Below are 23623 nucleotides of genomic sequence, written 5' to 3'. Positions count from 1 at the left end.
AACCCTCTTAAAAGCCTATTTCTTTTATGTCACCTATTCTTAAAAATTTTTGATAAATACTAAAAATCAATCCTTTTCGGTTGTCTCTAATCAAAATATCTTCATCATTCACCATCACAGAGGCAAAAAATTCATCTAAAGGCTTTTTAAGCGAAAACAAAGCTGCTATTTCCTCATCAATATCCTTAAAATCCCTTTTATCAAGCTCTTTATATGCAGCATAAAGTTCAATTTCTTTTGGCTCTTTAAAAAGACTTTCATTAATTTTTATAACCTTTTGCATATCTTTTGTGATATTAGCCACACGTTTAAAAGTACTCACGAAACTTTCTTTATCATCATTTTCAAAAAATCTACTCAAAGAATTCACTTTAAGAACAATAGCATTAACTTCACGTTCATTCCCACCCAAGACACTCCTATAAAATGCAGGATTGAGTCCAATCATCCCTTCAAGTCGTTCTTTGAAAAAATCACTAATGATTTTTACATCAAAAGCTTTATAGTCTCCAATTTCAAAGATTTTTTTGATATCAGATTCTAAGTCAAATGCCAAATGATACTCCAAAGCAATCCTCATTATCCCCACACTCGCTCGTCTTAATGCAAAAGGATCTTTAGAACCTGTAGGTATCTTGCCGACACTAAAAAGGGCAAAAATATTATCAAGCTTATTGGCCATTGCTACAATACCTGAAAATAAACTACTTGGAAGACTGGAATCTTCTCCAACTGGCAAATATTGTTCTTTGATAGCTAAACAAACTTCTTCTCTCCTTCCTTCTGCTTTGGCATAATAATACCCCATTAAACCTTGAAGTTCTGGGAATTCATATACCATTTCACTCAATAAATCAGCCTTAGCCAATTCAATGGTTTCTTTTACAAGGCTTTCAGCTTCTTTTAACCGAATAGATAAGGAATCTTGATATTTTTGTATCAAAAAAAGTGCTATGTTTTTTTCTCGCTCTATTTTATCCCTCAAACTTCCTAGTCCTTCAACAAAGCTTATCATATCAAGATTTTCAACACGAAGACCTGTTTTTAAATCATTATCATAAAAAAACATTGCATCCCAAAGCCGAGCCCTCAAAACCTTTTGATTCCCTGTAATAATCTTTTGAGTTTCTGAAGCAGTCGAATTACTCACAACCACAAAACCATAATGAAGCTGTGCATTTTTTCTTGTAGCAAAATAACGTTGATTCTCCTTCATTGATGTGATGATGACTTCTTGAGGTAACTGCAAAAATTTTTCTTCAAATTCACCATACAAAGCACGAGGATATTCAGTAATCGCTATAATTTCATTCAAAAGCACTTCATCAATCTCAACTTGAATATTTTTTTGCTCCTCAATCTCAGAGATTTCTTTGAGTATCTTTTCCTTGCGTTCTTTTTGAGAAAGGATAACATCACCATTTTTTAAAACCTCAAAATATTCTGAAATACTGCAAAATTCTTTCCAATCAAACCCTTTATCAGTATGCACTTTTGTTGCTCTTTTGCCTTTGAAACCATAAGCTTCTATGGGAACGTGCTCTCCTCCAAAAAGGATACAGATATTCCTAATAGGACGGATAAAACTCTCTTTCACGCAACCCCAACGCATAGACTTCCCAAAATTCAATGACCTCAAAAATTCAAGCACTATCTGAGACAAAATACCCTTAGCCTCTACACCTTGAACTTCTCTTGAAAAATACAAAATCTCTTTCTTATCCTTTGAAATTGTTTTAAGCTCTCCTGCTGCTATATTGCATTTTTTGCAAAAACTCTCCCCTGCTTTATTCAAACCATTCTTTATATCTCCATCAATGTAAGCAATCCCAACAGGTGGTCCAAAAAACTCTTCTAATACACTTTGAGTACAAATTGGAAATTTCGAATCTATGATAACAATACGTCTAGGTGTATAAAAAATCTCAGGCTCACTGAAAAGATTATGATTTTTTACAATACTTTTCCATTTTTTTTCAATATTGCAAAACTCTCTTAAAAAAGGCAAAGCTGGCAATTCTTCAACCAAAATCTCTACCAACAAATCTTGTGTATCCAAACTCACTCCTTCAAATAGCTTCCAATCAAACCTAATAACATAAATATCACAAAAAATAAAAATCCATTCTGGCCTATTCATTATCTTTTTGTATTATATATTTCTCGAACTTAAACAAGGTTTTATCTTGTATCTGTAAACAATAAAAAGGTCTTATTATTGATTAAAATATTTTTAGTATCTTTTATGCTTTTTATCCCTATTTTTAGCCTGCATGCGTCTACTCTCCCACTCTATAAAATTGAAGGCAAGTGTGTTGACCCTAAAGATTTCAGTGAAAAACAAAAAAAAGTTATTCTTTATGCCTACAACTATGGAGCCTCAAAAGGTTTGGGTTACACAATGGCAGCTATAGCATGGAAAGAATCTTGTGCGGGTGAATATTTGGTGAATTTTTCCGATCCGAGTGCTGGTATTTACCATGCACATATTCCAGGTGTAATCAAGAAATATGGAACCTATAAAGACACAAGTTTTATCCGAAATCTTGTAGGAGAACTCCTAATGCGTGATAATGAATTTGCCTCTAAGGTTGCCTTAGATAATCTCTTATTTTGGCAAAAAAGACGAAATGGTAACTATAAAGACATTATAAAATCCTACAATAAAGGATTTAGCTGGGAAAAGAACAGAAGAAACAATCAATTAGCTGAAGCTTATTATCAAGATATTCGCCTCAAAGTCCTAAAACTACGTAATTACATACCAAAATACAGCAAAATCCACAATAATGCACTTAAGATTGAACTTGAAGACAAAAATCAGAAAATCAAAAATACCCTAAAAGACATCCAAAAAACAAAAAACATTAAAAATAAAACCAAAGAGGAAAACCCAAAAACTGAAAAATTTTTCATAATGCCTGAACCTTAATTTTTTAAGCTAAAATACAAGACACACAACAAGGATAAAAAAATAATGTCGCAAAAAGCTGTATTGATTATCACCGATGGGATTGGCTATAGCCCAAAGACGCGATATAATGCCTTTTATCATGCAAAAAAACCCACTTATGATTGGATGTTTGAAAATCTTCCAAATTCACTAATACAAACATATGGAATGAGTGTTGGGCTCCCGGAAGGTCAAATGGGCAATTCCGAAGTAGGTCATATGTGTATTGGATCAGGAAGGATACTATATCAAGACCTTGTTAAAATCTCCTTATGTATACAAAAAAACCAACTCCAAGAAAACTTAGCCTTACAATCCATATTAAAATCTTCTAATACCATTCACCTATGTGGACTTATGAGCGATGGAGGGGTTCATTCCCATTTAAATCACCTCATAGCACTTGCAAAACTCTGTTCTGAAAATGACAAAAAAGTGTGGTTGCACCTCATAAGTGATGGTCGCGATGTCCTACCTAAAAGTGCCAAAACCTACCTCAAACAAGTAGAATCTATCCAAAATAAAAATATTAAAATTGCAACCCTAGCAGGTAGATTTTACACAATGGATCGAGACAAACGTTGGGAACGTATTGAACTTGCCTACCAAAGCATGATTGAAGCAAAAAATCAGACCAACCTTGATCCTCAAGGATATATTGATTTGATGTATTCACAAAATATCACTGATGAATTTATCTTACCTGTTAGCTTTGTAGGATATGATGGAATGAATGAAAATGAAGGCTTTATCTTCACAAATTTTAGGAGCGATAGAGCCAGAGAGATTATAGAAGCTATTGGAAATACAGATTTTAAAGGTTTTCATCAAAACAAAAAACCAAAACTCAACATTGCAACAATGACGACCTATGATCAGACCTTTCCCTACCCTATCCTTTTCCCAAAAGAAAAAATACATAACACACTTGCTGAAGTAATTTCAAAAGCAAACCTCACACAAGCCCATACCGCTGAAACAGAAAAATATGCACATGTTACATTTTTTTTAAATGGTGGGATTGAAGAACCTTTTAATAATGAAAGTAGAGTCCTCATCCCTAGTCCAAAAGTCAACACTTATGATCTCTGCCCACAAATGAGTGCCAAAGAAGTTTCTCAAACAGTGCAAAGTTTTATGCAATTAGGCACAGATTTAATCGTAGTAAATTTTGCCAATGGTGATATGGTAGGGCATACAGGAAATATGGAAGCTGCTATCAAAGCTATAGAAACTCTTGATGAAGAAATAGGCAAAATACTCAAATGTGCACAAAAACTTGATTATTCTATCCTTATCACTAGCGATCATGGGAATTGCGAAGAAATGAAAGATGATAATGATAATATCCTCACTAATCATACTGTCGGGGATGTGTATTGTTTTGTGATGGCAAAAGGAGTAAAAAAAATCAATAATGGTGGACTCAATAACATCGCTCCAACAATTTTAAAACTTATGGGGATAAACAAACCCAAAGAAATGGATGAAGCACTCTTTTAGTAAAATCCAAATATTTTAAGATTCCTTGGCGAGAGGGCGGAAGAATCGAACTCCCCAGCACTTAGACACCTAAGCACTCTATGGGTTTGAAGCCCAAGACACACACCAGATATGCTTGCCCCCCATCAACAAATTAAACAAAACCTTAAAAGCCTTTTATTATAATTGTATTTGTTTTTAAAATCAATTAAAAGGATTATTTTGATGCCGCTTTTATCCCAACTGCCACAAGTCGATAAAATCCTAAAAGAAAAAAGATTTGAAGCCAAAAACCACATCATTTTAAAAAAAATCATTCAAGATCAAATCGCACTTTTACGACAAAACCTCATCGATTCAAAATCTATTCCTGACTATGAAAACATACTCCAAAATATACAAAAATCTTATGAACAACTTCACCAGATAGATTCAAAACCACTTATTAATGCAACAGGCATAGTCATACAAACTAATCTAGGCAGGAGTATCTTTTCTCCCAAGCTACTTGTTGAAATTTTCCCCCTACTTTCGCAATACAATAATCTTGAATATGATACTTCAAAAGGAATCAGAGCAGATCGATACAAATCAATCAAAAAATATATTTGCACCCTTTTTGATTGCGAAGACACTATTATTGTCAACAACAATGCAAGTGCTATCTTGCTCATCATCAATACTTTTGCCAAAAACAAAGAGGTTATCATCTCACGAGGAGAGTTAATAGAAATTGGAGGGAGCTTCCGTATACCTGAAATCATCCTTTCTGCAGGAGGGATACTTAAAGAAATAGGTAGCACAAATAAAACTCACCTCAAAGACTATGAAAATGCCATCACTCAAAATTCTACTTTGATCCTAAAAGCACACCAAAGCAATTTCAAACAAATTGGCTTCACTCACGAAGTAGCTTTAGAACAAATCATCACTCTTGCAAAAAACAAAGGTGTGATTGACTACTATGATGTCGGGAGTGGTTATATTGCCGGGATTGAAGGGATAAATGAGCCATCTTTGATTGAAATCAGCAAACTAAAACCAAGTTTAGTCAGCTTTAGCGGGGATAAATTGCTTGGAGGACCACAAGCTGGTATCATATTTGGTAAAAAACCCCTCATAGATCAACTCAAAAAAAATCATCTTTTACGTGCCTTAAGGATAGACAAATTCAGTATTTTTGCCCTTGAGGCAACTTTGAGGGCTTATATGGAAAACAATTTTGAGCTTATCCCCACTATATCTATGTTAAAGCAATCGCCTCAAACACTTCAAGACAAGGCAAAGAAACTTTTTGAAAAACTCTCTACAATCCAAACACTCCAATGCAAGCTCATCACAGTAAAATCTAAAGCAGGAGGAGGTAGCCTACCTGAGAAGGAATTCCCTTCTTATGGATTATCACTCAAGCATAATACTTTAAAAACCACGATCCTTAATACAAAAATCCGACAAAAAGGACTCATCGCTAGAATTCAAAATGATTGCATTATCCTAGATATTCGCTGCATTAAAACTTCAAGTTTCAAAACCATTAAAAATATCTTCTCAAGTATTGATAATGAAAAATGACCTTATTGTTGGGCTTGGAGGGCATATAGATCACGGAAAAACAAGTCTTGTCAAAGCTTTGAATGGTTTTGATGGGGATCAAAGGACAGAAGAAAAACAACGAGGCATTACACTTGATATAAGTTTTTCAAACCTCTCTCTACCAGAAACAAAAACCAATCCAAGCAGGAATATATCTTTTATTGATGTACCTGGTCACGAAAAACTTATTAAAAATATGATTGCAGGGGCTTTTAGCATTGATGTTTTTTTACTCATTATTGATGTGCGTGAAGGCATCAAACCTCAAAGTATTGAACACCTACAAATTGCAGATATTTTGGGTATTCCTCTTGCCATATGTATCCTGAGCAAAATTGATCTTTTGCCCAAACCTCAAATCCCTCCAAACCTAAAAATAAAAATTACAGACACATTTTCCAACCTCAAAAATACTAAACTCCATTCAATCAATCCTTTCAGTATCTATGATGCACAGACTCATACCCAATTAAAAAATATCCTTTATAGCATCCCTAAACCTATTAAAAAAACCATACCATTTTTTCGCTATTACATTGATAGATCTTTTTCGCTCAAAGGTTTAGGGAGTATTGTTACAGGAAGTATATTGAGTGGTTCTGTAGATAAAAATGAGCAGATTTATATTTGTGATCTTGATTTAGAAGTGGGTATCAAACATATCAACAACCATCAAGAATCTGTTGAAGCAGGTATTACAGGTCAAAGGATTGCACTCAACCTCAAAAATATACAGTCTCAAAATTTAAAAAGAGGTTTTTTGCTTAGCAAAAAAGGTTATATCAGAGGATTTGACACAATTGATGTAGTTATCTATCCACTCATACAGACAAATTTACATAATACAAATGTAGATTTTTTTATCGGAGCAAAAAAATGCAGTGCAAAAATTTCTCTACTCCAAGAACTCACAGACCATCAAAACAAAACTCAACTCCTAGCCACTCTCAAGACGAGCGAAAAAATATTCAGTATTTTTGATGAAAATTTCATCCTAAGAGATGGCAAAAGAACCATTGCTGGAGGAAAAATCTTAAATCCAATTACCGATCCGATGAAAAAAAAGCAAAAATGTATTTATTTGAATTATTTGCTAAAAAAAGATTTTAAAAATGCTTTCTTATTTTGTTCATCTGTCCACAAACATGGTTTTGGACTCATATCTTCTACTCAACGTTTTGGACTCACTCACCAAGATTCCTTAAAAATAGCATATTCATTAAATGAAATCTTTATTGATGCAAAAAACCTCATCATTTATCACCCAAAGGCATTCCAAAAAATACAAACTGATATACTATCTACCTTCGAAAAAAATAAAAATGCCCTACTTTCTGCCACAAGTATCCAACAAAAAAATAAATGGGCATCAATAGATTTTATTCAAAATGCGCTCCAAAGTCTTGAACAAAAGGACAAAATCAATAAACACCAAAACCTATGGATATCTAAAAAAAATAACATTAAAAATATATCTGAATACCTCACGAATATAATTTATGACAATATACATTCACAAGGCTTCACCCCTCTGGCTCCTTATGATCTTTATCAATCTCTTGATATTGATGCAAAAAGTGCTGATAAAGCTTTAAAAACTCTCTGTTCAAGCAAAAAAATTATCCGTTTACAACACAATCTATTCATCACACAAAAAAACCTATCTGTATTCCAACAAATAATGCGATCTATGATAGAAGAGTATGGCTATATTGATATAGCCATACTCAAACAAAAATTTGTTTTCAGTCGAAAATACCTTATCGCTTATTTAGATAGTCTAGATAGTTTTGATGATATTTCCAACACTCAAGGCAAACGAACTTTTAAATACAAAGGAAAAAAATGAGATTAAACTTTTTACAAAACCATCCTTTAAACACAAATTCTAACCAGATACTAATCTCATCTAAATACCCTAATATCTCACCCATAGACCCTAAAGAATCTACCCAATTACAAAAAGATTCCAAAAATTTTGCTGAAAAGTTTGGTGGGGATAAAGCTCATTCTTTTGGATTTTTGTGCGGGGATTGGTTGGAGTTTTTTCTCAAACTTTACCCATCCTATAAAATCGCCTATGCTATTGGCAATCATCAACAAAGTTATCAAGCCTTCAAAATGCTAAATTTCAAAGCCATCCCCATTGCACCTGACAAAAAAAATGCCCAAATACAAATCAAATCAGTAACAAAAGCTATCCAAAATCAATGTGATTGTTTTATCATCCCATTCATCAATGAAGATATCCTTACCTTCAACCCTATTGAAAAAATCAAAGAAGAACTTTCAAAATCTTTAAAAAAATTTCTTTTGATTATTGATGTGAGTGCTGCACTAAGCCTAAATATCACTCTACCAAAAATCTTAGATGCACAAACACTCTTCCTCATCAATGGTGAATCTTTAGGCATCCTAAGAGGGAATGGTGCCATCATCACCAAAGATTTCAAACAACCTCAAATCCTTCCACAAAGCCTATTGAATCCAAAACTTTTTGAAGCTTTTTTGAATGCAATGCACTCTCCTATCCAAAAACAAGAAAACACAAAAAATAAATTTTATCAATACTTACAAATTGAACTCAAAAATCATATAAACCTATTTTCTCCACTTAAAAATACACCACCAAATTGTCTAGCCTTAAGATTTAGCTCTATAAAAGTTAGGAATCTCCTTCAATCTCTTTTGCTACAAAAAATCCATGCTATCAATGGAGCTCAATGCCTTTATGGTCTCTCTATGCCTTCTTTCGTCCTTCAGGAAATGGGTTATAGCGAAATGGATTCTAGAGAATTACTTAGCATAAGCTACAACACAACCATCAAAGATGATACGCTCATCAAACTGTCTAAAGCCATCTCATATTCCTATAAACAAATCCGCCAATTAGAGGTTTAAAAAATATTATTTTTATAGAGCTTGAAAAACTCTTTTGCACTTCTACCACTACGATTCCCTTTTTTAGCAGCATAGTTAAGTGCAAATTGTCTGATAGATTCAAACTCTTTTTCATCAACACACAAGCTGCGTACTATATTCAAATATTCTTCAGTTCCAAGAGTATATATGCCCATAGAGAGTCCAAAACGATCGCTCAGAGAAATCACTTCATCAAATACATCATTTTGATGTATTTCCCCTGTTTGCTCTACTTCAGCTATCAAATGTCTTCTATTAGAAGTAGCATACATTAATATATTTTGAGGTTTTTTCTCCAGAGAACCTTCAAGCACACTCTTAAGAGATTTATAACTATCATCATTAGCTTCAAAAGATAAATCATCACAATAAATGATAAACCTATAAGAAGTTTTTTCCCTCAAATCATCTATCAAATAAGGCAATATAAAAATATTAGCCTTCTCTACCTCTACCACACGTAAAGAACTGTGGATTTCAAAAAGGAATTTTGTGAACACTCCTTTCATCATTGAACTTTTTCCACAACCCCTAGCTCCCCACAAAAGGACATTCGAAGCAATACTCCCCTGAGAAAAAGCTAAAGTATTTTTCTCTAAACTCTCTATTTCTTTTTCCAATCCTAAAAGATTTTTTAAATCAATAGGGTCAAAATCTTTGACAGCATGGAAATAACCACCTTTCTGAGCTCTAAAAACAACAGCTTTGACGCTCTCCCAATCACATTCAAAATCCATCAATCCCCTCCAAATCAACCTTTAAAAGCCAAATATTCTTCATAACTGCCCCTAAAATCAAATATTTCTGCACCATTTTGAGTTGGTTTTAGTTCAATAATACGATTGGCATAAGCATCAATAAGCTCCCTATCATGACTCACGCAAATCACGCAACCATCAAACTTATAAAGTGCTTCACCCAAAGCAATGATAGATTCTAAATCTAAATGATTCGTTGGCTCATCAAGCACCAAAAAATTCCCACCTTCAAGCATTAGCCTTGAAAGCATCATTCGATGTTTTTCCCCTCCACTCAATGCATCAATACTTTTCTCTTGTTCCTCGCCACTAAAAAGCATCCTGCCCAAACTATTCCTTATCTCTGAAGATTCTATTTTTTTATCAAAAGCAAACAGCCATTCATAAAGGGTTTGTTTTCCTTTTATTTCTTCACTTACATTTTGAGGGAAATATCCTTTTTGAACCGTAGCTCCCCACTTTACTTCACCCTTATCAGGAGCTATTTCTTCAACAAGGATTTTACACAATGTGCTTTTGCCCACACCATTAGGTCCAATGATAGCTATTTTGTCTCCAGGCAAAATCTTCAAACTCACATCACTTAAGACACAAAATCCATCATAATTTTTAGAAATCCCATCGCACTCTAATGCTTCATTGCCAATACTTCGCTTTGGTTTAAACACAATACTAGGATCGCGTCTACTAGAAACTTCAAGGCTTTGAATATCTAGTTTTTCAAGCTGCTTTTGCCTAGAAGTGGCTTGTTTAGCTTTACTTGCATTTGCAGAAAATCTAGCGATGAAAGATTCAAGTTCTTCTTTTTCTTTGAGTTTTTTATTTCTTTGGGCTTCTTGTTGCTTGACAATAAGAGTAGAAGCAATATACCAATCATCATAATTACCACTAAATTCTCTGATTGTGTGAAAATCCATATCCAGAATATGTGTACAAACTGCATTTAAAAAATGCCTGTCGTGACTGATGACAATCATTGTGCCATCATGCCGTTTGAGATTTTCTTCTAGCCAAGCAATGGAATGCAAATCTAAATTATTAGTAGGCTCATCTAAAAGCAAAATATCAGGTTTAGGGAACAATACTTGAGCCAAAAGGATTTTAAATTTATCCCCGCCGGTTATGGTTTTCATAAAATCATTATGCTTTGAAGCTTCAAATCCTAAATCTTCTAATATTTTTTCAATGACTACTTCATATTCATACATTGGATCTTCTTCGGCACATATTATCTCAAGCTCACCTAACCTATGATTGAGTGATTCATCACTCAAATCACCTTCTGCATAAAGTTGTTCCTTTTCTTTTATGGCATCATAAAGCCTACGATTACCTATCAATACAGCATCTTTTAGACTAAGCTCTTCAAAAGCATACTGATCCTGCCCTAATACCCCAAGCCGTAATCCTGATTCAATAACTATTTCACCACCACTAGCCTCATTTGCCCCACTCAAAATCTTTAAAAATGTACTTTTACCTGCACCATTAGCTCCAATAAGACCATAACGTTTATTTCTATCTAACTTAATATTGACATTTTCAAAAAGTTTTTTTGTGGCATAACGCATTGTGAGATTGATCGTCTGTAGCATCAACATTCCTTAGATTTTAATAGAAAATTAAAAATATTTTTCAAAAAGAATTTTACCAGACTTCAGACAAAAGTTATACAATAAAAAAGCTCAGAGCCTTAATACCAAAAATGTATCTCTTTAACCATCCCAAATCCTTACCCAAAATTTGTAAAGAAAAAGGATAGCTTACAAAATATTTTATAGTATAAATAAATAAAATTTGCATTACAATTACTCATCACATTACTTCTAACTAACCAAACTGTATTCCTCCCTTTTGTGGGAGTTGTATGAAAAAGGAAAGGCAATGTCTAATTTACAAAAAAATATCTTCTACCGCAAAAGACGTTATATTATTTATTTTCTCATCGCTATCATTGTAATGGGATTACCCTTTATTAAAATCAATGGCAATCAGATTTTTTTACTATCTTTTGATCATATGGAGTTCCAACTACTAGGTGCTGTTTTTAATGTCCAGCAACTCTATTTATTGCCTTTTTTACTCATCATTTTATTTGTTGGTGTGTTTTTCATGACAACACTTGGGGGTAGAATATGGTGTGGGTGGAGCTGCCCACAAACCATATTTAGAGTTATCTATCGCGATCTTATAGAGACAAAAATCCTAAAATTGCGTAAAAAAATCTCTAATAAACAAGAAAAACCAAAATTAAATCTTTTTACCAATGATATAAAAAAAATCATAGGTATCCTTATGTTTAGCATTATCGCACTGATTGCTTCAGCTGTATTTTTATTTTATTTTATCCCACCTGAAGATTTTTTTAACTATTTAGCTTCCCCTACAGATCATAAAATATTGCTTGGGTTTTGGCTGAGTATCGCTATTTTCTTAATCTTTGACATCACATTCATAGCAGAAAATTTCTGTGTATACATATGCCCTTATGCTAGAGTGCAATCTGTCCTTTATGATGATGATACCATCACTCCTATTTATGATGAAAAACGTGGAGGCATTATCTATGATTTGATAGGAGAAAAAATCCCCACAAAACCACAAAAAAGAGATCCCAATGCAGAATGTATCAGTTGTGAAAAATGCGTGCGTGTCTGTCCCACACATATTGATATCAGAAAAGGAATGCAATTAGAATGTATAAATTGTCTTGAATGTGTCGATGCATGCACAGAAGTAATGGGCAAACTTGGCAAACCCTCTTTAGTAAACTGGAGTTCTCCTAATGCCACAAAAACAAAACTCAAAATCAATTATTTTCGATTCAAAACCATTGGCTATATGGCAATATTAGGCATAGTCTTAGCAATACTCCTGATTATGGGCAAAGACAAAGAACCAATGCTTCTAAATATAGCCCGCACAACAGAGCTTTATGAAATCAGGAAAAACAATACTATTGATAATGATTATGTCTTTTTATTCCAAAATACAGATAAAAAAGATCATAAATATTATTTCAAAATCAAAAATAGAGATGATATTGAAATCATGCGTCCTCAAAGCGATTTTCTCCTAAGGGCTGGAAGCACTATCAAACAAGTTGTTATCTTACGTGCCAATAAACCTCTTGGTGATAACACTTCAAAAGACTTGACAATACCACTTGTTATTGAAGCTTATGCTACAGATGAGCCTGAAAAAATCTTTGTTGATAGGAAAACAGTTTTTGTCTATCCTAATATTCAAACTATAAAAAATCAATCTTCTGATTGATTTTAATGACTCAAAAAAGAGGATTAAAATTATTGGGTAGTCTTGATAAGATTCTAGGGAGTTGATTGACTCTACAGGAAGTGATATAAAATAATTATATTTTTAAAATACCAAACGCATCCCTAAACTACCATTTATATTGATATCTTTATAAGCTATCCCTGCTTTTGCCCCTAGCCCTAAATTCACATAAAATCTTTTAAAAAGTTCTAACTCTCCGCCTGCAGTCAATGAAGCATAAGTATTAAACTCATCGCCATTTTTATAACTGAGTGTATTGTTCCCTACAAATCTCACTTCAGTATCTCCTTTTGATTTTAACAATAAATCACGGCTAACTCCAGCAATAAAGTACCAATAAGAAGCACTATTGAAATATTGCCTTGTTTCAATAGCTAAATTCAAAGCAAGGTCTTGTTTGAGATCAGCATCAGCTTGCATTGCCAAATCCTCATAAGCAGGGTTATCCATGATGCCTCTTATCTTTGTAGCAGCAATAAAATAATAGCTCAAGCCAATTTGTGGCTTAATGACAACGGATTTATCTTTGATTTCAAAAACATACCCATAATTAACATTCACATTTGTCGTATCAGTATAGTAATGATAATTTTGAAAAAGAGCACTGAAGATCGTATCTACAGAATAGATTTTCTCTTTGTTATACCCCAATGTATTGCTAGCAGATATATCAAATTCATTATTGCCAACATAAGCCCTTGAATAAAGACCAATATTTGCATTGGAAGAACGATTGTTGATAATATCCCCTGTATAATTGCCCATTGCATACGCACCATACACACCAACAATAAGTCCATTAGCACCTAAATTGATAAACCTATCATAGCCCACATTCAAACCATATAAAGTGCTATTACCACCTTGCACAAAGCTTGCAGCACCAATACCTGTAGCCCAAATATTATTTTTATATTCGTTCCTATTGGTAAATTTATAAATTGAAGCTGTGTCATTACTAGCAACAGCAAATTTTTTGTTTTGTAGTTCTCTGATAGCGTCAGAAAAGCTTGGTTTATAACCTTGTGTGTTTGAAAGTTTGACTAAACGACTTGTCTTATTCACATCAGTAGCAAGCCTAAAAGCTGCAGTAGAGTTATTTTTACGATTCACAGATGAGAGTTGAGTCATTGTGTCAGCAAGTTTTTGTGCAACACCTAAAAAATAATTCAAATCATTTCCATACACTTTAGTTTTGGCATAAGCACCATCGTGTCCATATTTTGGATCCAACATTAGGATTTGCAACCAATCCATCACATCTTTATCAACATCATTGATAGCATCAATCCATTTTTGTCCACCTCGCTTATAAAACCAGTAACGAATATCATTAGGATCATAAGGGTTCCCAACATTAGATTCATTAATGATAAATGAAATAGATCGATTATCAACAGAAATATCCGCACCATCAACTGACTTACCACTACCATCAGAGAGCATTATCCTATCTTCTGCCATTTCACTCCATAGTCCATTGCCATTAGAGTTATTGCCATTTGAATCACTAGATTTTATTGTTTTACCATCTTTATTCGTATAAACATAAGTAATACTACCACTGCCATCAACCTTGAATATAGTGTATTTAGTATTGAACTTAAAACCACTGACTTTAATGAGTGGTGGGACGGTGCCATTACTGGCAAGATTATCATCATTAAATAAAAAGGTCGCATTGCCTTTAACCGTGACAGGATTGATTGTCCCACCACTACCTACAATATTGATAGTGCCATTATTATTAGTAAAATTACCATTAATAGTTAATAAACCTGCCCCACCATAGTTCATCACTGAACCTTGCTCTAAAGTAAGATTATTGAATATAACACCATGAATGCCACCATCAAAAGTGATTTTTGCAGAATAAGGCAAATCAAGTTCTTTAGTGATAATAGTATCAGTAATCTTACTAGCATCTAAAAAAGACCAAGCACCAATATTAGCAGTACCTATGGTCAGGCTATCCCCTCCAGCACTGAATTTCAATCCACTTTGATCTAGCCCACTTGTGCCTGCTTCAAGGTTGAGGTTTTCAATCTTTGATGTGCCAATATTAGTAGTGAATTCAGTATAATAATTATTGATTTTCCCCCCATTGCCTTTATAGACATTGAAGTTATTGATAGTGAAATCTTTCATCTTCAAGCCTGCAGTGTTATCCACACTATTGGGTCTAGCTGCTGCAGTATTAAGAGTACCTATAGTTGTATTGCCCTTGATACCACCCAAATCAAGTCCAACCTCATCAGTGACTGTTTTGTTTGCTGTGGCATTGATAGTCCCAGCAAAATCAAAGCTTGTGCCTGTAGCTTTGAAACTTGAGTGATTTTTAATATTGATAACAGAACTAGGATCATCTCCGATAATTTTTTCACTCCCTTCTAAAACCAAGTGACCACTGATCAATGCCCCATCCCCTAAATTGATTGTACCTCCCAAATAGATATTATTTGCTTTGATATCCATTGTAGATTTTGCATTATAAGGACCAATATTGATTGTACCTCTCAAACCTCCTATGTCCTGATCTTTACCAAGTACAAAATCACTCCCACTAGCATCTACAGTGAATTTTGCATCCCTATTACCATAATTATTATAACTTAGGTTTTGGATATAGTAAACTGTAGGTTCATCTTTACCTGTTATTGCATTATGATAATTTTGTGCTTGAAGTTTGAGGGTGTAATCTTTGGCAAGCCCACTTGCTCCGGGTATACCTCCGATAGAACCAAAAGCAGCTGCCCCACTACCAATACCAAGCACCCAAACACCTGGCTTGATAAAAGGGGTCGCATCAACATAATGCTTCCCTGTGGTGTATTGAAATCCAATGCTTTTATTATCATCACTCATCCAATAGCTCATACCCACAGAAGAACCATCAGCTGTGCTGAAAAACATCCTTCCATTGAGCTCTGTTTTGTAGGTATTATACCCATCAACAGATGGAGTATATAAAATTGAACCATCTTTAAAGTTAATGCCATTTTTTGTCGTGAGGAGATTATAAGTCTGACCTGCTGAGAGACCAGAAAGATTCAGTTTTACATTGATAGCAGCTTTTGGGACTTGGTTTGTAATTGTACCTGTTTGATTGCCATTATTATCATAAACAGGGATACTCTGATTATATTTGGTCATATCAAAGGTAAAGGAACCATCTAAGACATTGATGAGATTTTTGGCATTTTTTGTCGGGTCTGCACCCATAGTGATATTAAGCTCTCCATTATTGATAAAATCCCCACCATGAACTTGCAAATAACTCCCATCAGAAATATTCAAATCGCCCTGATTGGTATAAGTTCCATTATTTAAATAAACATTTGCATTGTTTTGTATGCTAATATCTTGAGTGATAAGATTATTAGCATATATCTTCGAGTTATTGAATTGGATATGATTGATGGTAGTAGTCCCACTCATCCCTCCATTATTCTTTGCTGCAAATAATGCAGAGCCATTGTTCATATTTAGGGTATTGGTATTGAAATTTTGCCCACTTTTTAGCCAAAGCTCTGCTGCATTGTCCAAAGAAATAGTGCCATTAGAATGTGTATTGTCTGCATAAAGATAGGTTTTGTTATTACTAAAAGTAGCATTATTGACTGTGAGATCTTTTGCCTTGATGGTTGCATAAGATGATTTCAAATTATCAATAATGAGTGTCTTGATAGTGGAAGCATCCAATACACCCCAACTCTGTATATCTGCAGTCCCAGTGATATTCAATGAATTGCCCCCACCCTTGAATTCTAAAATTGTATTATCCGCATTACTACTTCCTCCTTCAAGCGTGAGGTTATTTATACTGCTTGTGCCAATATCAGTATAAAAGACAGATCTTGAAGCCCCCTTATGTTCTATCAAATTACCTATAGTGAAATTTTTGCCATAAACGCTCGCTGTCCTAAGCTCAAGGGTTTGGATATTGGTATTCCCCATCATACCGGAAAAATCCAAGATCGAATCCGCACCTGCAGTAGCAATATTATTGATGTTGATTTTTTTAGCACTAAATTTACCTACACCTTTGACTGTAAGCTTATTGTAATAGCCTAGTGTAACATCTGAATTGAAAGTTACATTTTTGCCATTGAAGATAAAACCTGCCACTGAGCCTGCCAACCCACTCCCTCCAGCACTGCCATTCACCTGCAAAGAACCCATAAGGTTAATATCACCATAACCATGTGTATCAATAGAGATATTCCTACCACCTCCATAATTACCCACATTGATAGTATCTATCGCTACATTTGAATGCGTATCAAGCTTAGCAGTTGCATTTGAAAGCAACCCCGATCTTGTATTTGTAAAGGTGCCTATTTTTATACTTCCACTCACGTCTATTGCATTCAGAGTAACATTTTCATAGAGATCAAGCTTATCTGTTTGGAAATTTTTAGCAGATATGCTTGCATTTTTACCCAGATAGAGACGAGAGACGATAAAATCTTTAGTATTGTTATTCGCCTCAAGTTTCCCATCTATATTGAGGTTAGCACTCCCTGTGATGCCTTGTTTGAGATAGAGGTATGATTTTCCCTTAACATTAATTTGACTGCCCCCTCCCATACTCAAAGGAGCATTGAAAATAACAGTTGCGGAATTTGTATTCATATTATTCCCAATTTGGAGCAATGCATTCGGATTGAAAATGACTTTTCCTGCATTGATAGTGACTTCTTGTGTCCCCATTCGTCCACCACCACTTCCCCAAGAAGGAGAATTGCCACCTGCAAAGGTGAGGGTATGGTTTCCAAAACTATAAGTAGGAGTATAGGGTTTAGACCATGCCCATTTGTCACTCCACCCATCCCATCCATTCACTATCGCATCACTACTCCAGCTACCAGAAGCCAAGCTAGAAAATGTGCTAGTTACATTAGTGAGTGCATAGAGGCTTTGACTCATTAGCAATATAATAGCTATGATAGTAGCGATAGTGCCTTTGAAATGAAACCGCATCAAATCCTCTCATAATAAAATTTATTGATTAATCTTTAAAAAAAATTTATCTAGTTGTCTATGCAATCATTATACAACATATCGACTAATTATCAAATAATTTTGCCAAAAATTTATTTTGAAAAGATTTTATTTTCATACAAGATTGAATTTACCCAATCCTCTAATCACCCCAAATCTTAAAGTATGCTATAATTAAACTTTTAAAAACAAGATTATCTTAAGGTATCTTAATGCAGGCAATAAAAAATCTAGCTCCCGTCCTAATTAGTGTTTATGATAGGCTTGATTGCCTACAAAATGCTATTGAATCCTTAGCAAAAAACACCCTAGCAAAACAGACTGATGTTTTTATCGTCTCAGATGCCCCTTATTCTAAAGAGTTTGAAATACCTGTCCAAAAAGTCAGAGACTACATCATCAGCCTCAAAAAAAGCTTTTATTTCAAAAATATTGAAGGGATTTTTTGGGAGTCTAACAAAGGAAGTTTTCAATCAGGAAGGGATGCTTTTGATTATCTTTATTCCAAATATGATAGAGTCATTTCATTTGAAGATGATGTCATTGTTTCAAATGAGTTTTTAAACTATATGAATGACGCCCTTCAATTATATCAAGATGATAAACGTATCATCTCTATCGCCTCAAACACACATTATCACAAAATAGTCCCTAAATCTTATCCTTATGAAGTTTTTTTACTCAAAATGTATTCACCTTGGGGAGTGGGGATGTGGAAAGATAGATATGAAAATATTGATTGGGATCTTGAAGGCATACAAGATTTTTTCAAAGATAAAAAACAACTAAAAGCATTCAACTCTATCTCACGACATTTGTTACCCATTTTGGAAGATACGGTAAAAAATAATAAAAAGCACGCAGATGGGATAATTTGCTATAATATGTTCCAACAAAATACATTCACACTCTACCCTATCAAGCCCTTATCAGTCAATAGAGGGTATGATGGCAGGGGAGAGCATTGTGATTTTAACGATAATTGGCAACACCAGCAATTATCCCAAGATTTTTGCCCCAAACTGATAAAAAATATCCCTTATTGTGAAAAAATAGGAGAAAATCAAGCTTGGGCTTTTTATTCATACCGTAGAGACTTTGTCCACCCAATTTTAGTCAAACTCAAACTCCTGCCTCTAGCAAAAAAAATAAAAATTCTAATCAAAAATCCAAAAAAGGATAAAAATGCAAGATAAAATCGTCTATGTCGCAATGAGTGGAGATATTATCCACCCTGGACATATCAATATACTCAAAATAGCCTCTGGGTATGGGAAAGTCATCGTAGGACTGCTGACTGATTCTGCTATCGCCTCTTATAAACGATTGCCTTATATGGACTATGAACAAAGAAAAAAAGTTATCGAAACGATCCGCTATGTCTATGAAATCATCCCACAAACAACCCTAAGCTATGAAGAAAATATCAGGAAACTAAAGCCTGATTTTGTCATACACGGCGATGATTGGAAAAGTGGACCCCAGGAAAAAACCAGACAAAATGTAATCTATACACTAAAAGATATAGGCAAAGGAGAGTTGATAGAGCCTGCTTATACAGAAGGTATTTCTTCAACTCAACTCAATGAAAATGCCAGATCTATTGGTATCAGCACTAATGCCCGCCTATCACTTTTAAGACGACTTATTGCAGCAAAAAAACCTCTGCGTATCCTAGAAGTACACAATGCGATTTCAGCCCTCATCGCACAAAATGTCCAAGCCCAACCCAATGGCAGAGGAAATGGAAAAGTTGAATTTGATGGCTTTTGGTCAAGCTCACTCACAGATTCTACTTCTAGGGGAAAACCCGATATTGAAGCAGTCAACCTCACCTCAAGACTTTCTACCATCAATGAAATCTTTGAAGTAACGACAAAGCCTCTTATTTATGATGCTGACACTGGAGGTAAACCTGAACATTTTACTTTCACAGTAAGGTCATTGGAACGTACAGGAGTGAGTGCAGTAATCATTGAAGATAAAATTGGCTTGAAAAAAAACTCTCTTTTTGGGAATGATGTTTTACAAAATCAAGACACCATAGAAGACTTTTGTTACAAAATAAGTATGGGCAAAAAAGCCCAAATCACAAAAGATTTTATGATCATCGCAAGGATTGAAAGCCTTATTTTAGAAAAAGGTATTGAAGATGCATTGACACGAGCAAAAGCCTATATCCAAGCAGGTGCAGATGGCATCATGATCCATTCACGTCAAAAAACTCCTGATGAAATCTTTGAATTTTTGAAAAAATTCAGGCAAGAAGATGCCAATACTCCGATTATACTTGTCCCAACAAGTTTCAATCAAGTGAGTGCCAAAGAGCTTTGTAATCACGGAGCTAACATTATCATTTATGCCAATCATTTATTGCGGGCAGCATACCCAGCAATGAAAGAAGTAGCTCAAGGGATTTTAGAATTTGATCGGAGCAAAGAAGTCGAAAATAAATGCTTAAATATTGAGGAAATCCTAAACCTCATATCAGGAACAAAATAAAGGAAAAAAATGCTAGATACCAAAGAATTTGGAGAGATTTTAAAATCTCATTATTTCAATACATTTACTGGTGTGCCTTGTTCATTTTTATCCCCTCTCATCAATCATGCTTTGAATGAAAAAAGATTCATTATGGCAAACAACGAAGGCGATGCCATCGCTATTGCCTCTGGCATAAGCCTCGCTTCTTCAGAAACAGGTGTCGTGCTAATGCAAAATAGTGGGCTATCTAATGCCTTATCCCCACTCACAAGTCTCAATCATATATTCAGGTTGCCTATTTTAGGATTTGTATCCTTGAGGGGTGAAGAAGGTATTTCTGATGAGCCACAACACGAACTATTAGGCACTATTACAGATAAAATCTTTCAAATCTGCAAAATACCTTATGATTTCCTAAGCCCTGATTTGAACAAAGCAAAACTCCAAATAATTGAAGCAAGAAAAGCAATTACTCAAAATAAAAGCTTCTTTTTCATCGTACGCAAAGATACCTTTAGGCAAGAAAAACTACTGCTAAATTTTCAACCCAAAAACACCCAAAAAACTTTCAAAGAAACACAAAAAACAAACTCTCTTCCCACAAGATTACAAGCACTCCAAACTATTGATTCCATTAATAATGACAACACAATCATTCTAGCTACTACAGGCAAAAGTGGGCGAGAACTTTATGAAATCAATGATGCTTGCAATTATCTATATATGGTAGGTTCGATGGGTTGTGTATCTCCACTAGGCTTAGGGATAAGCCTTAAGAGTGAGAAAAAAGTCATTGCCATTGATGGGGATGGGGCATTATTAATGCGAATGGGGAATATGAGTACTAATGCCTATTATGCAAAAGGAAATTTCTGCCATATTTGCTTAGACAATCAAAGTCATGATTCTACTGGAGGACAGTTTAGCCTCTCTTCTGAATGCAATATCCCACAGATTGCTTATTCTTGTGGGTATCAAAAGGTATTTTTAGTGTATGATTTGATTGATTTTAAAAACATTTTACTTGATTTTATAGAATCCAAAAGCAAACAAGGGGCAGTATTTATCTATCTGCAAATCCAAAAAGGAAGCAAAAAAGATTTGAGTCGTCCAAAAATCAAACCTTATGAAGTCAAAGAAAGGCTTCAAAAATTCTTACTGGAACATCAATGAATTTTAATTTTTACAATCCGGTGGAAATTGTTTTCAATATCCCATATACTGAGGCTTTATCAAAAATAGATTCTAAAGATATTTTATTGATAACCTCAGCTGGATTTGAAAAAAGAGGACTGATTGAATCAAGCAAAAAAATATTAGGCAATAAACTCAAAAAAATAATTTCCAATGTACCTACAAATCCTTGTATTAAATACTTAAAATCTCTACAAAACATAACAGAATCAATTCAAAGTATTATTGCAATAGGTGGGGGAAGCGTGATTGATTGTGCAAAAATCTTAAGCATCAACTCCCCATTCCAAATCAAAGATAATGTCCCAACGCCCGAGGAATCCAAACCCTTCATCCCAATATATGCCTTCCCCACGACTGCTGGAACAAGCTCAGAACTCACTCCTTGGGCAACAATATGGGACAAAGAAAATAATAAAAAATATTCCCTACACTTGAGGAACCTGTATTGTAAAGCTGCCTTTTATGATCCATCCTTAATGCTCACACTCCCAAAAGACATCACGATTTCGACAGCTTTAGATGCCCTCTCACATTCTGTTGAATCTATATGGAATAAAAATGCCAACCCCATTTCTACAAATAATGCCACAAAAGCCATAGAGTTGATTTTAGAAAACTTACCCAAATTATCTAAAGATCTTCATTCTCTCTATCTTAGAGAACAAATCACCTTAGCAAGTATTTTTGCTGGGTTTGCATTCGGTGCGACACAAACAGCACTAGCTCACGCCATCAGTTACCCACTCACGATAAAAAAAGGCATCCCACATGGCATTGCATGTAGTTTTACCCTACCCTTTTTATTTAGCCAACTCCCTGAAAGCCAAGCAAAACAAACACTAAAAATTTATCAAACCCCTATAAAAAAATTATTTTCTAAACTCAATATCCCAACAGATTTCAAAAACTATAATATATCAAAAGAGGAACTCAAAGAAATATTAAACTCTCTAAATGATAGAGCCAAAAATAGCCTATTTGATATAGAATCCATTAAAAATCAACTCTCATAAAGGAAAAAAATGGAAGAAGACCTACTGAAAAAGATCCAACAAAAAACTCTTGATGTCGCCAAAGAATTCAAAAGGGTTTGTGAAAAATACAATTTAAGATATTTTATGTCTTGTGGGACATTGCTTGGTGCAGTTAGGCATAAAGGCTTTATTCCTTGGGATGATGATATGGATTTTTATATGCCAAGAAGTGATTATGAAAAACTTGTCTCTTTGGATATGCAAGATTTCAAAAATGGCACACACAATATTTTTGAAAAAAAATTCATATTCAAACATTGGGACAAAACACAAAATTTCATTTGGAATTTCGCAAAACTAGAAGATACGACCACAACAGCTATAGAATCAACGATAGCAGAAAATAATATCAAATATAAAAGTGGTATTGGCATTGATATTTTTATCCTTGATGGTGGAGGTGATGATCTTTTGAAAGCAAAAAAACATTTCAAAAATCTATCAAAATACGCAGGGCGAAGATATGAAAAATACTGGAAATCTAAAGCTCCAGAAAAAAACAAATTCCCTATCAAACAAATCAAGCAAATAATCTTAAGCATACGTTCAAGTCTTGTATTCCAGCCAGTATTAGACTATTTTAAAAACAAAACTAAAAAAGCAGTATTGAAATATGATTTTGATCAATCTCAAATCATTGCTTGTGCTTTTGTCTTACTTGTATATCCAAATGCTTTGCATTACTTGAATGATTTTTTGCCAACAATAATGCTTGATTTTGAAGATACCCAATTCCCTGCACCTGCTAATTATAAAATCTATTTAGAAAGACTATATGGGGATTATATGACCCCTCCTCCTATCACAGAAAGGACAGGACATATGCCTTATTATCTAAATTTGGACTTGCCATTTCAAACATACAAAGCACCCTATTATGAAAAATAATCTACAAAGTA

General features: G+C 34.2%; 15 protein-coding genes and 1 tRNA gene. 11 read left to right on the top strand and 5 right to left on the bottom strand.

All coding sequences use genetic code 11. From position 1 onward, the window contains the following. Positions 1-7: 7 nt before the first annotated feature. Positions 8-2059, bottom strand: coding sequence for a glycine--tRNA ligase subunit beta (gene glyS / locus BKH44_RS04665; RefSeq protein ID WP_180674111.1), 2052 nt, complete (start codon positions 2057-2059; stop codon positions 8-10). A gap of 159 nt (positions 2060-2218) precedes the next feature. Between glyS and BKH44_RS04660 the strand changes: the two genes are divergently transcribed. Both BKH44_RS04660 and gpmI read left to right on the top strand, forming a co-directional pair. After that, positions 2219-2932 carry a hypothetical protein gene (locus BKH44_RS04660; protein WP_257842593.1) on the top strand — a complete coding sequence of 238 codons (714 nt, stop codon included), beginning with the start codon at positions 2219-2221 and terminating at the stop codon, positions 2930-2932. A 45-nt stretch (positions 2933-2977) separates the two neighbouring features. Beyond that, positions 2978-4456: a 2,3-bisphosphoglycerate-independent phosphoglycerate mutase gene (gpmI, locus tag BKH44_RS04655; RefSeq protein WP_095270514.1), complete on the top strand. Its 1479-nt coding sequence runs from the start codon at positions 2978-2980 to the stop codon at positions 4454-4456. A 26-nt stretch (positions 4457-4482) separates the two neighbouring features. Here the strand turns inward: gpmI and BKH44_RS08790 are convergent. Next, positions 4483-4580, bottom strand: a tRNA-Sec gene (locus tag BKH44_RS08790). Positions 4581-4660: 80 nt separating this feature from the next. Here BKH44_RS08790 and selA point away from each other — a divergent pair. From selA to BKH44_RS04640, 3 genes are read left to right on the top strand one after another with little or no spacing between them, the layout of a single operon-like run. Beyond that, positions 4661-6007: an L-seryl-tRNA(Sec) selenium transferase gene (selA, locus tag BKH44_RS04650; protein ID WP_095270511.1), complete on the top strand. Its 1347-nt coding sequence runs from the start codon at positions 4661-4663 to the stop codon at positions 6005-6007. Continuing rightward, positions 5997-7877 carry a selenocysteine-specific translation elongation factor gene (gene selB / locus BKH44_RS04645; RefSeq protein WP_095270508.1) on the top strand — a complete coding sequence of 627 codons (1881 nt, stop codon included), beginning with the start codon at positions 5997-5999 and terminating at the stop codon, positions 7875-7877. The genes selA and selB overlap by 11 nt, the downstream gene beginning before the upstream one ends. Continuing rightward, positions 7874-8929 (top strand): hypothetical protein, encoded by a 1056-nt coding sequence (locus tag BKH44_RS04640; RefSeq protein WP_095270505.1) that lies wholly within the window; start codon positions 7874-7876, stop codon positions 8927-8929. The genes selB and BKH44_RS04640 overlap by 4 nt, the downstream gene beginning before the upstream one ends. Here BKH44_RS04640 and BKH44_RS04635 read toward each other — a convergent pair. After that, positions 8926-9687, bottom strand: a complete 762-nt coding sequence (locus BKH44_RS04635; protein WP_095270502.1) for an ATP-binding protein — start codon at positions 9685-9687, stop codon at positions 8926-8928. The two genes, BKH44_RS04640 and BKH44_RS04635, sit on opposite strands and share 4 nt — an antisense overlap. Before the next feature lie 14 nt (positions 9688-9701). Beyond that, positions 9702-11303 (bottom strand): ATP-binding cassette domain-containing protein, encoded by a 1602-nt coding sequence (locus tag BKH44_RS04630; RefSeq protein ID WP_095270500.1) that lies wholly within the window; start codon positions 11301-11303, stop codon positions 9702-9704. A 289-nt stretch (positions 11304-11592) separates the two neighbouring features. Between BKH44_RS04630 and ccoG the strand changes: the two genes are divergently transcribed. Then, complete coding sequence (ccoG, locus tag BKH44_RS04625) at positions 11593-12984, top strand: cytochrome c oxidase accessory protein CcoG (RefSeq protein ID WP_095270497.1); 1392 nt, start codon at positions 11593-11595, stop codon at positions 12982-12984. 102 nt (positions 12985-13086) lie between these two features. On the opposite strand, the gene BKH44_RS04620 is transcribed toward ccoG, so the two are convergent. Then, positions 13087-17988 (bottom strand): vacuolating cyotoxin family protein, encoded by a 4902-nt coding sequence (locus BKH44_RS04620; protein WP_095270494.1) that lies wholly within the window; start codon positions 17986-17988, stop codon positions 13087-13089. Positions 17989-18221: 233 nt separating this feature from the next. On the opposite strand from BKH44_RS04620, the gene BKH44_RS04615 reads away from it, so the two are divergent. The 5 genes from BKH44_RS04615 to BKH44_RS04595 are packed head-to-tail and all read left to right on the top strand — an operon-like array spanning position 18222 to position 23612. Beyond that, positions 18222-19205 (top strand): glycosyl transferase, encoded by a 984-nt coding sequence (locus tag BKH44_RS04615; protein ID WP_095270491.1) that lies wholly within the window; start codon positions 18222-18224, stop codon positions 19203-19205. Continuing rightward, on the top strand, positions 19195-20511 hold the full coding sequence (gene aepX / locus BKH44_RS04610; RefSeq protein ID WP_257842592.1) for a phosphoenolpyruvate mutase: 1317 nt from the start codon (positions 19195-19197) through the stop codon (positions 20509-20511). Before BKH44_RS04615 ends, aepX begins: the two co-directional genes overlap by 11 nt. Positions 20512-20520: 9 nt before the next feature. Next, positions 20521-21666, top strand: a complete 1146-nt coding sequence (gene aepY / locus BKH44_RS04605; protein WP_095270489.1) for a phosphonopyruvate decarboxylase — start codon at positions 20521-20523, stop codon at positions 21664-21666. Beyond that, the gene (locus BKH44_RS04600) at positions 21663-22703 is read left to right on the top strand and encodes a phosphonoacetaldehyde reductase (protein WP_095270486.1); all 1041 of its coding nucleotides are present in this window, start codon (positions 21663-21665) and stop codon (positions 22701-22703) included. Before aepY ends, BKH44_RS04600 begins: the two co-directional genes overlap by 4 nt. A 9-nt stretch (positions 22704-22712) precedes the next feature. Then, on the top strand, positions 22713-23612 hold the full coding sequence (locus tag BKH44_RS04595; RefSeq protein WP_095270484.1) for a LicD family protein: 900 nt from the start codon (positions 22713-22715) through the stop codon (positions 23610-23612). Positions 23613-23623: the final 11 nt, after the last annotated feature.

Origin of the sequence: Helicobacter sp. 13S00477-4 (assembly GCF_002272785.1) — a bacterium.
GTDB lineage: Bacteria > Campylobacterota > Campylobacteria > Campylobacterales > Helicobacteraceae > Helicobacter_J.
Note: the sequence above shows the minus strand (reverse complement) of the source record. Positions and strands in the feature narration are given on the sequence as shown.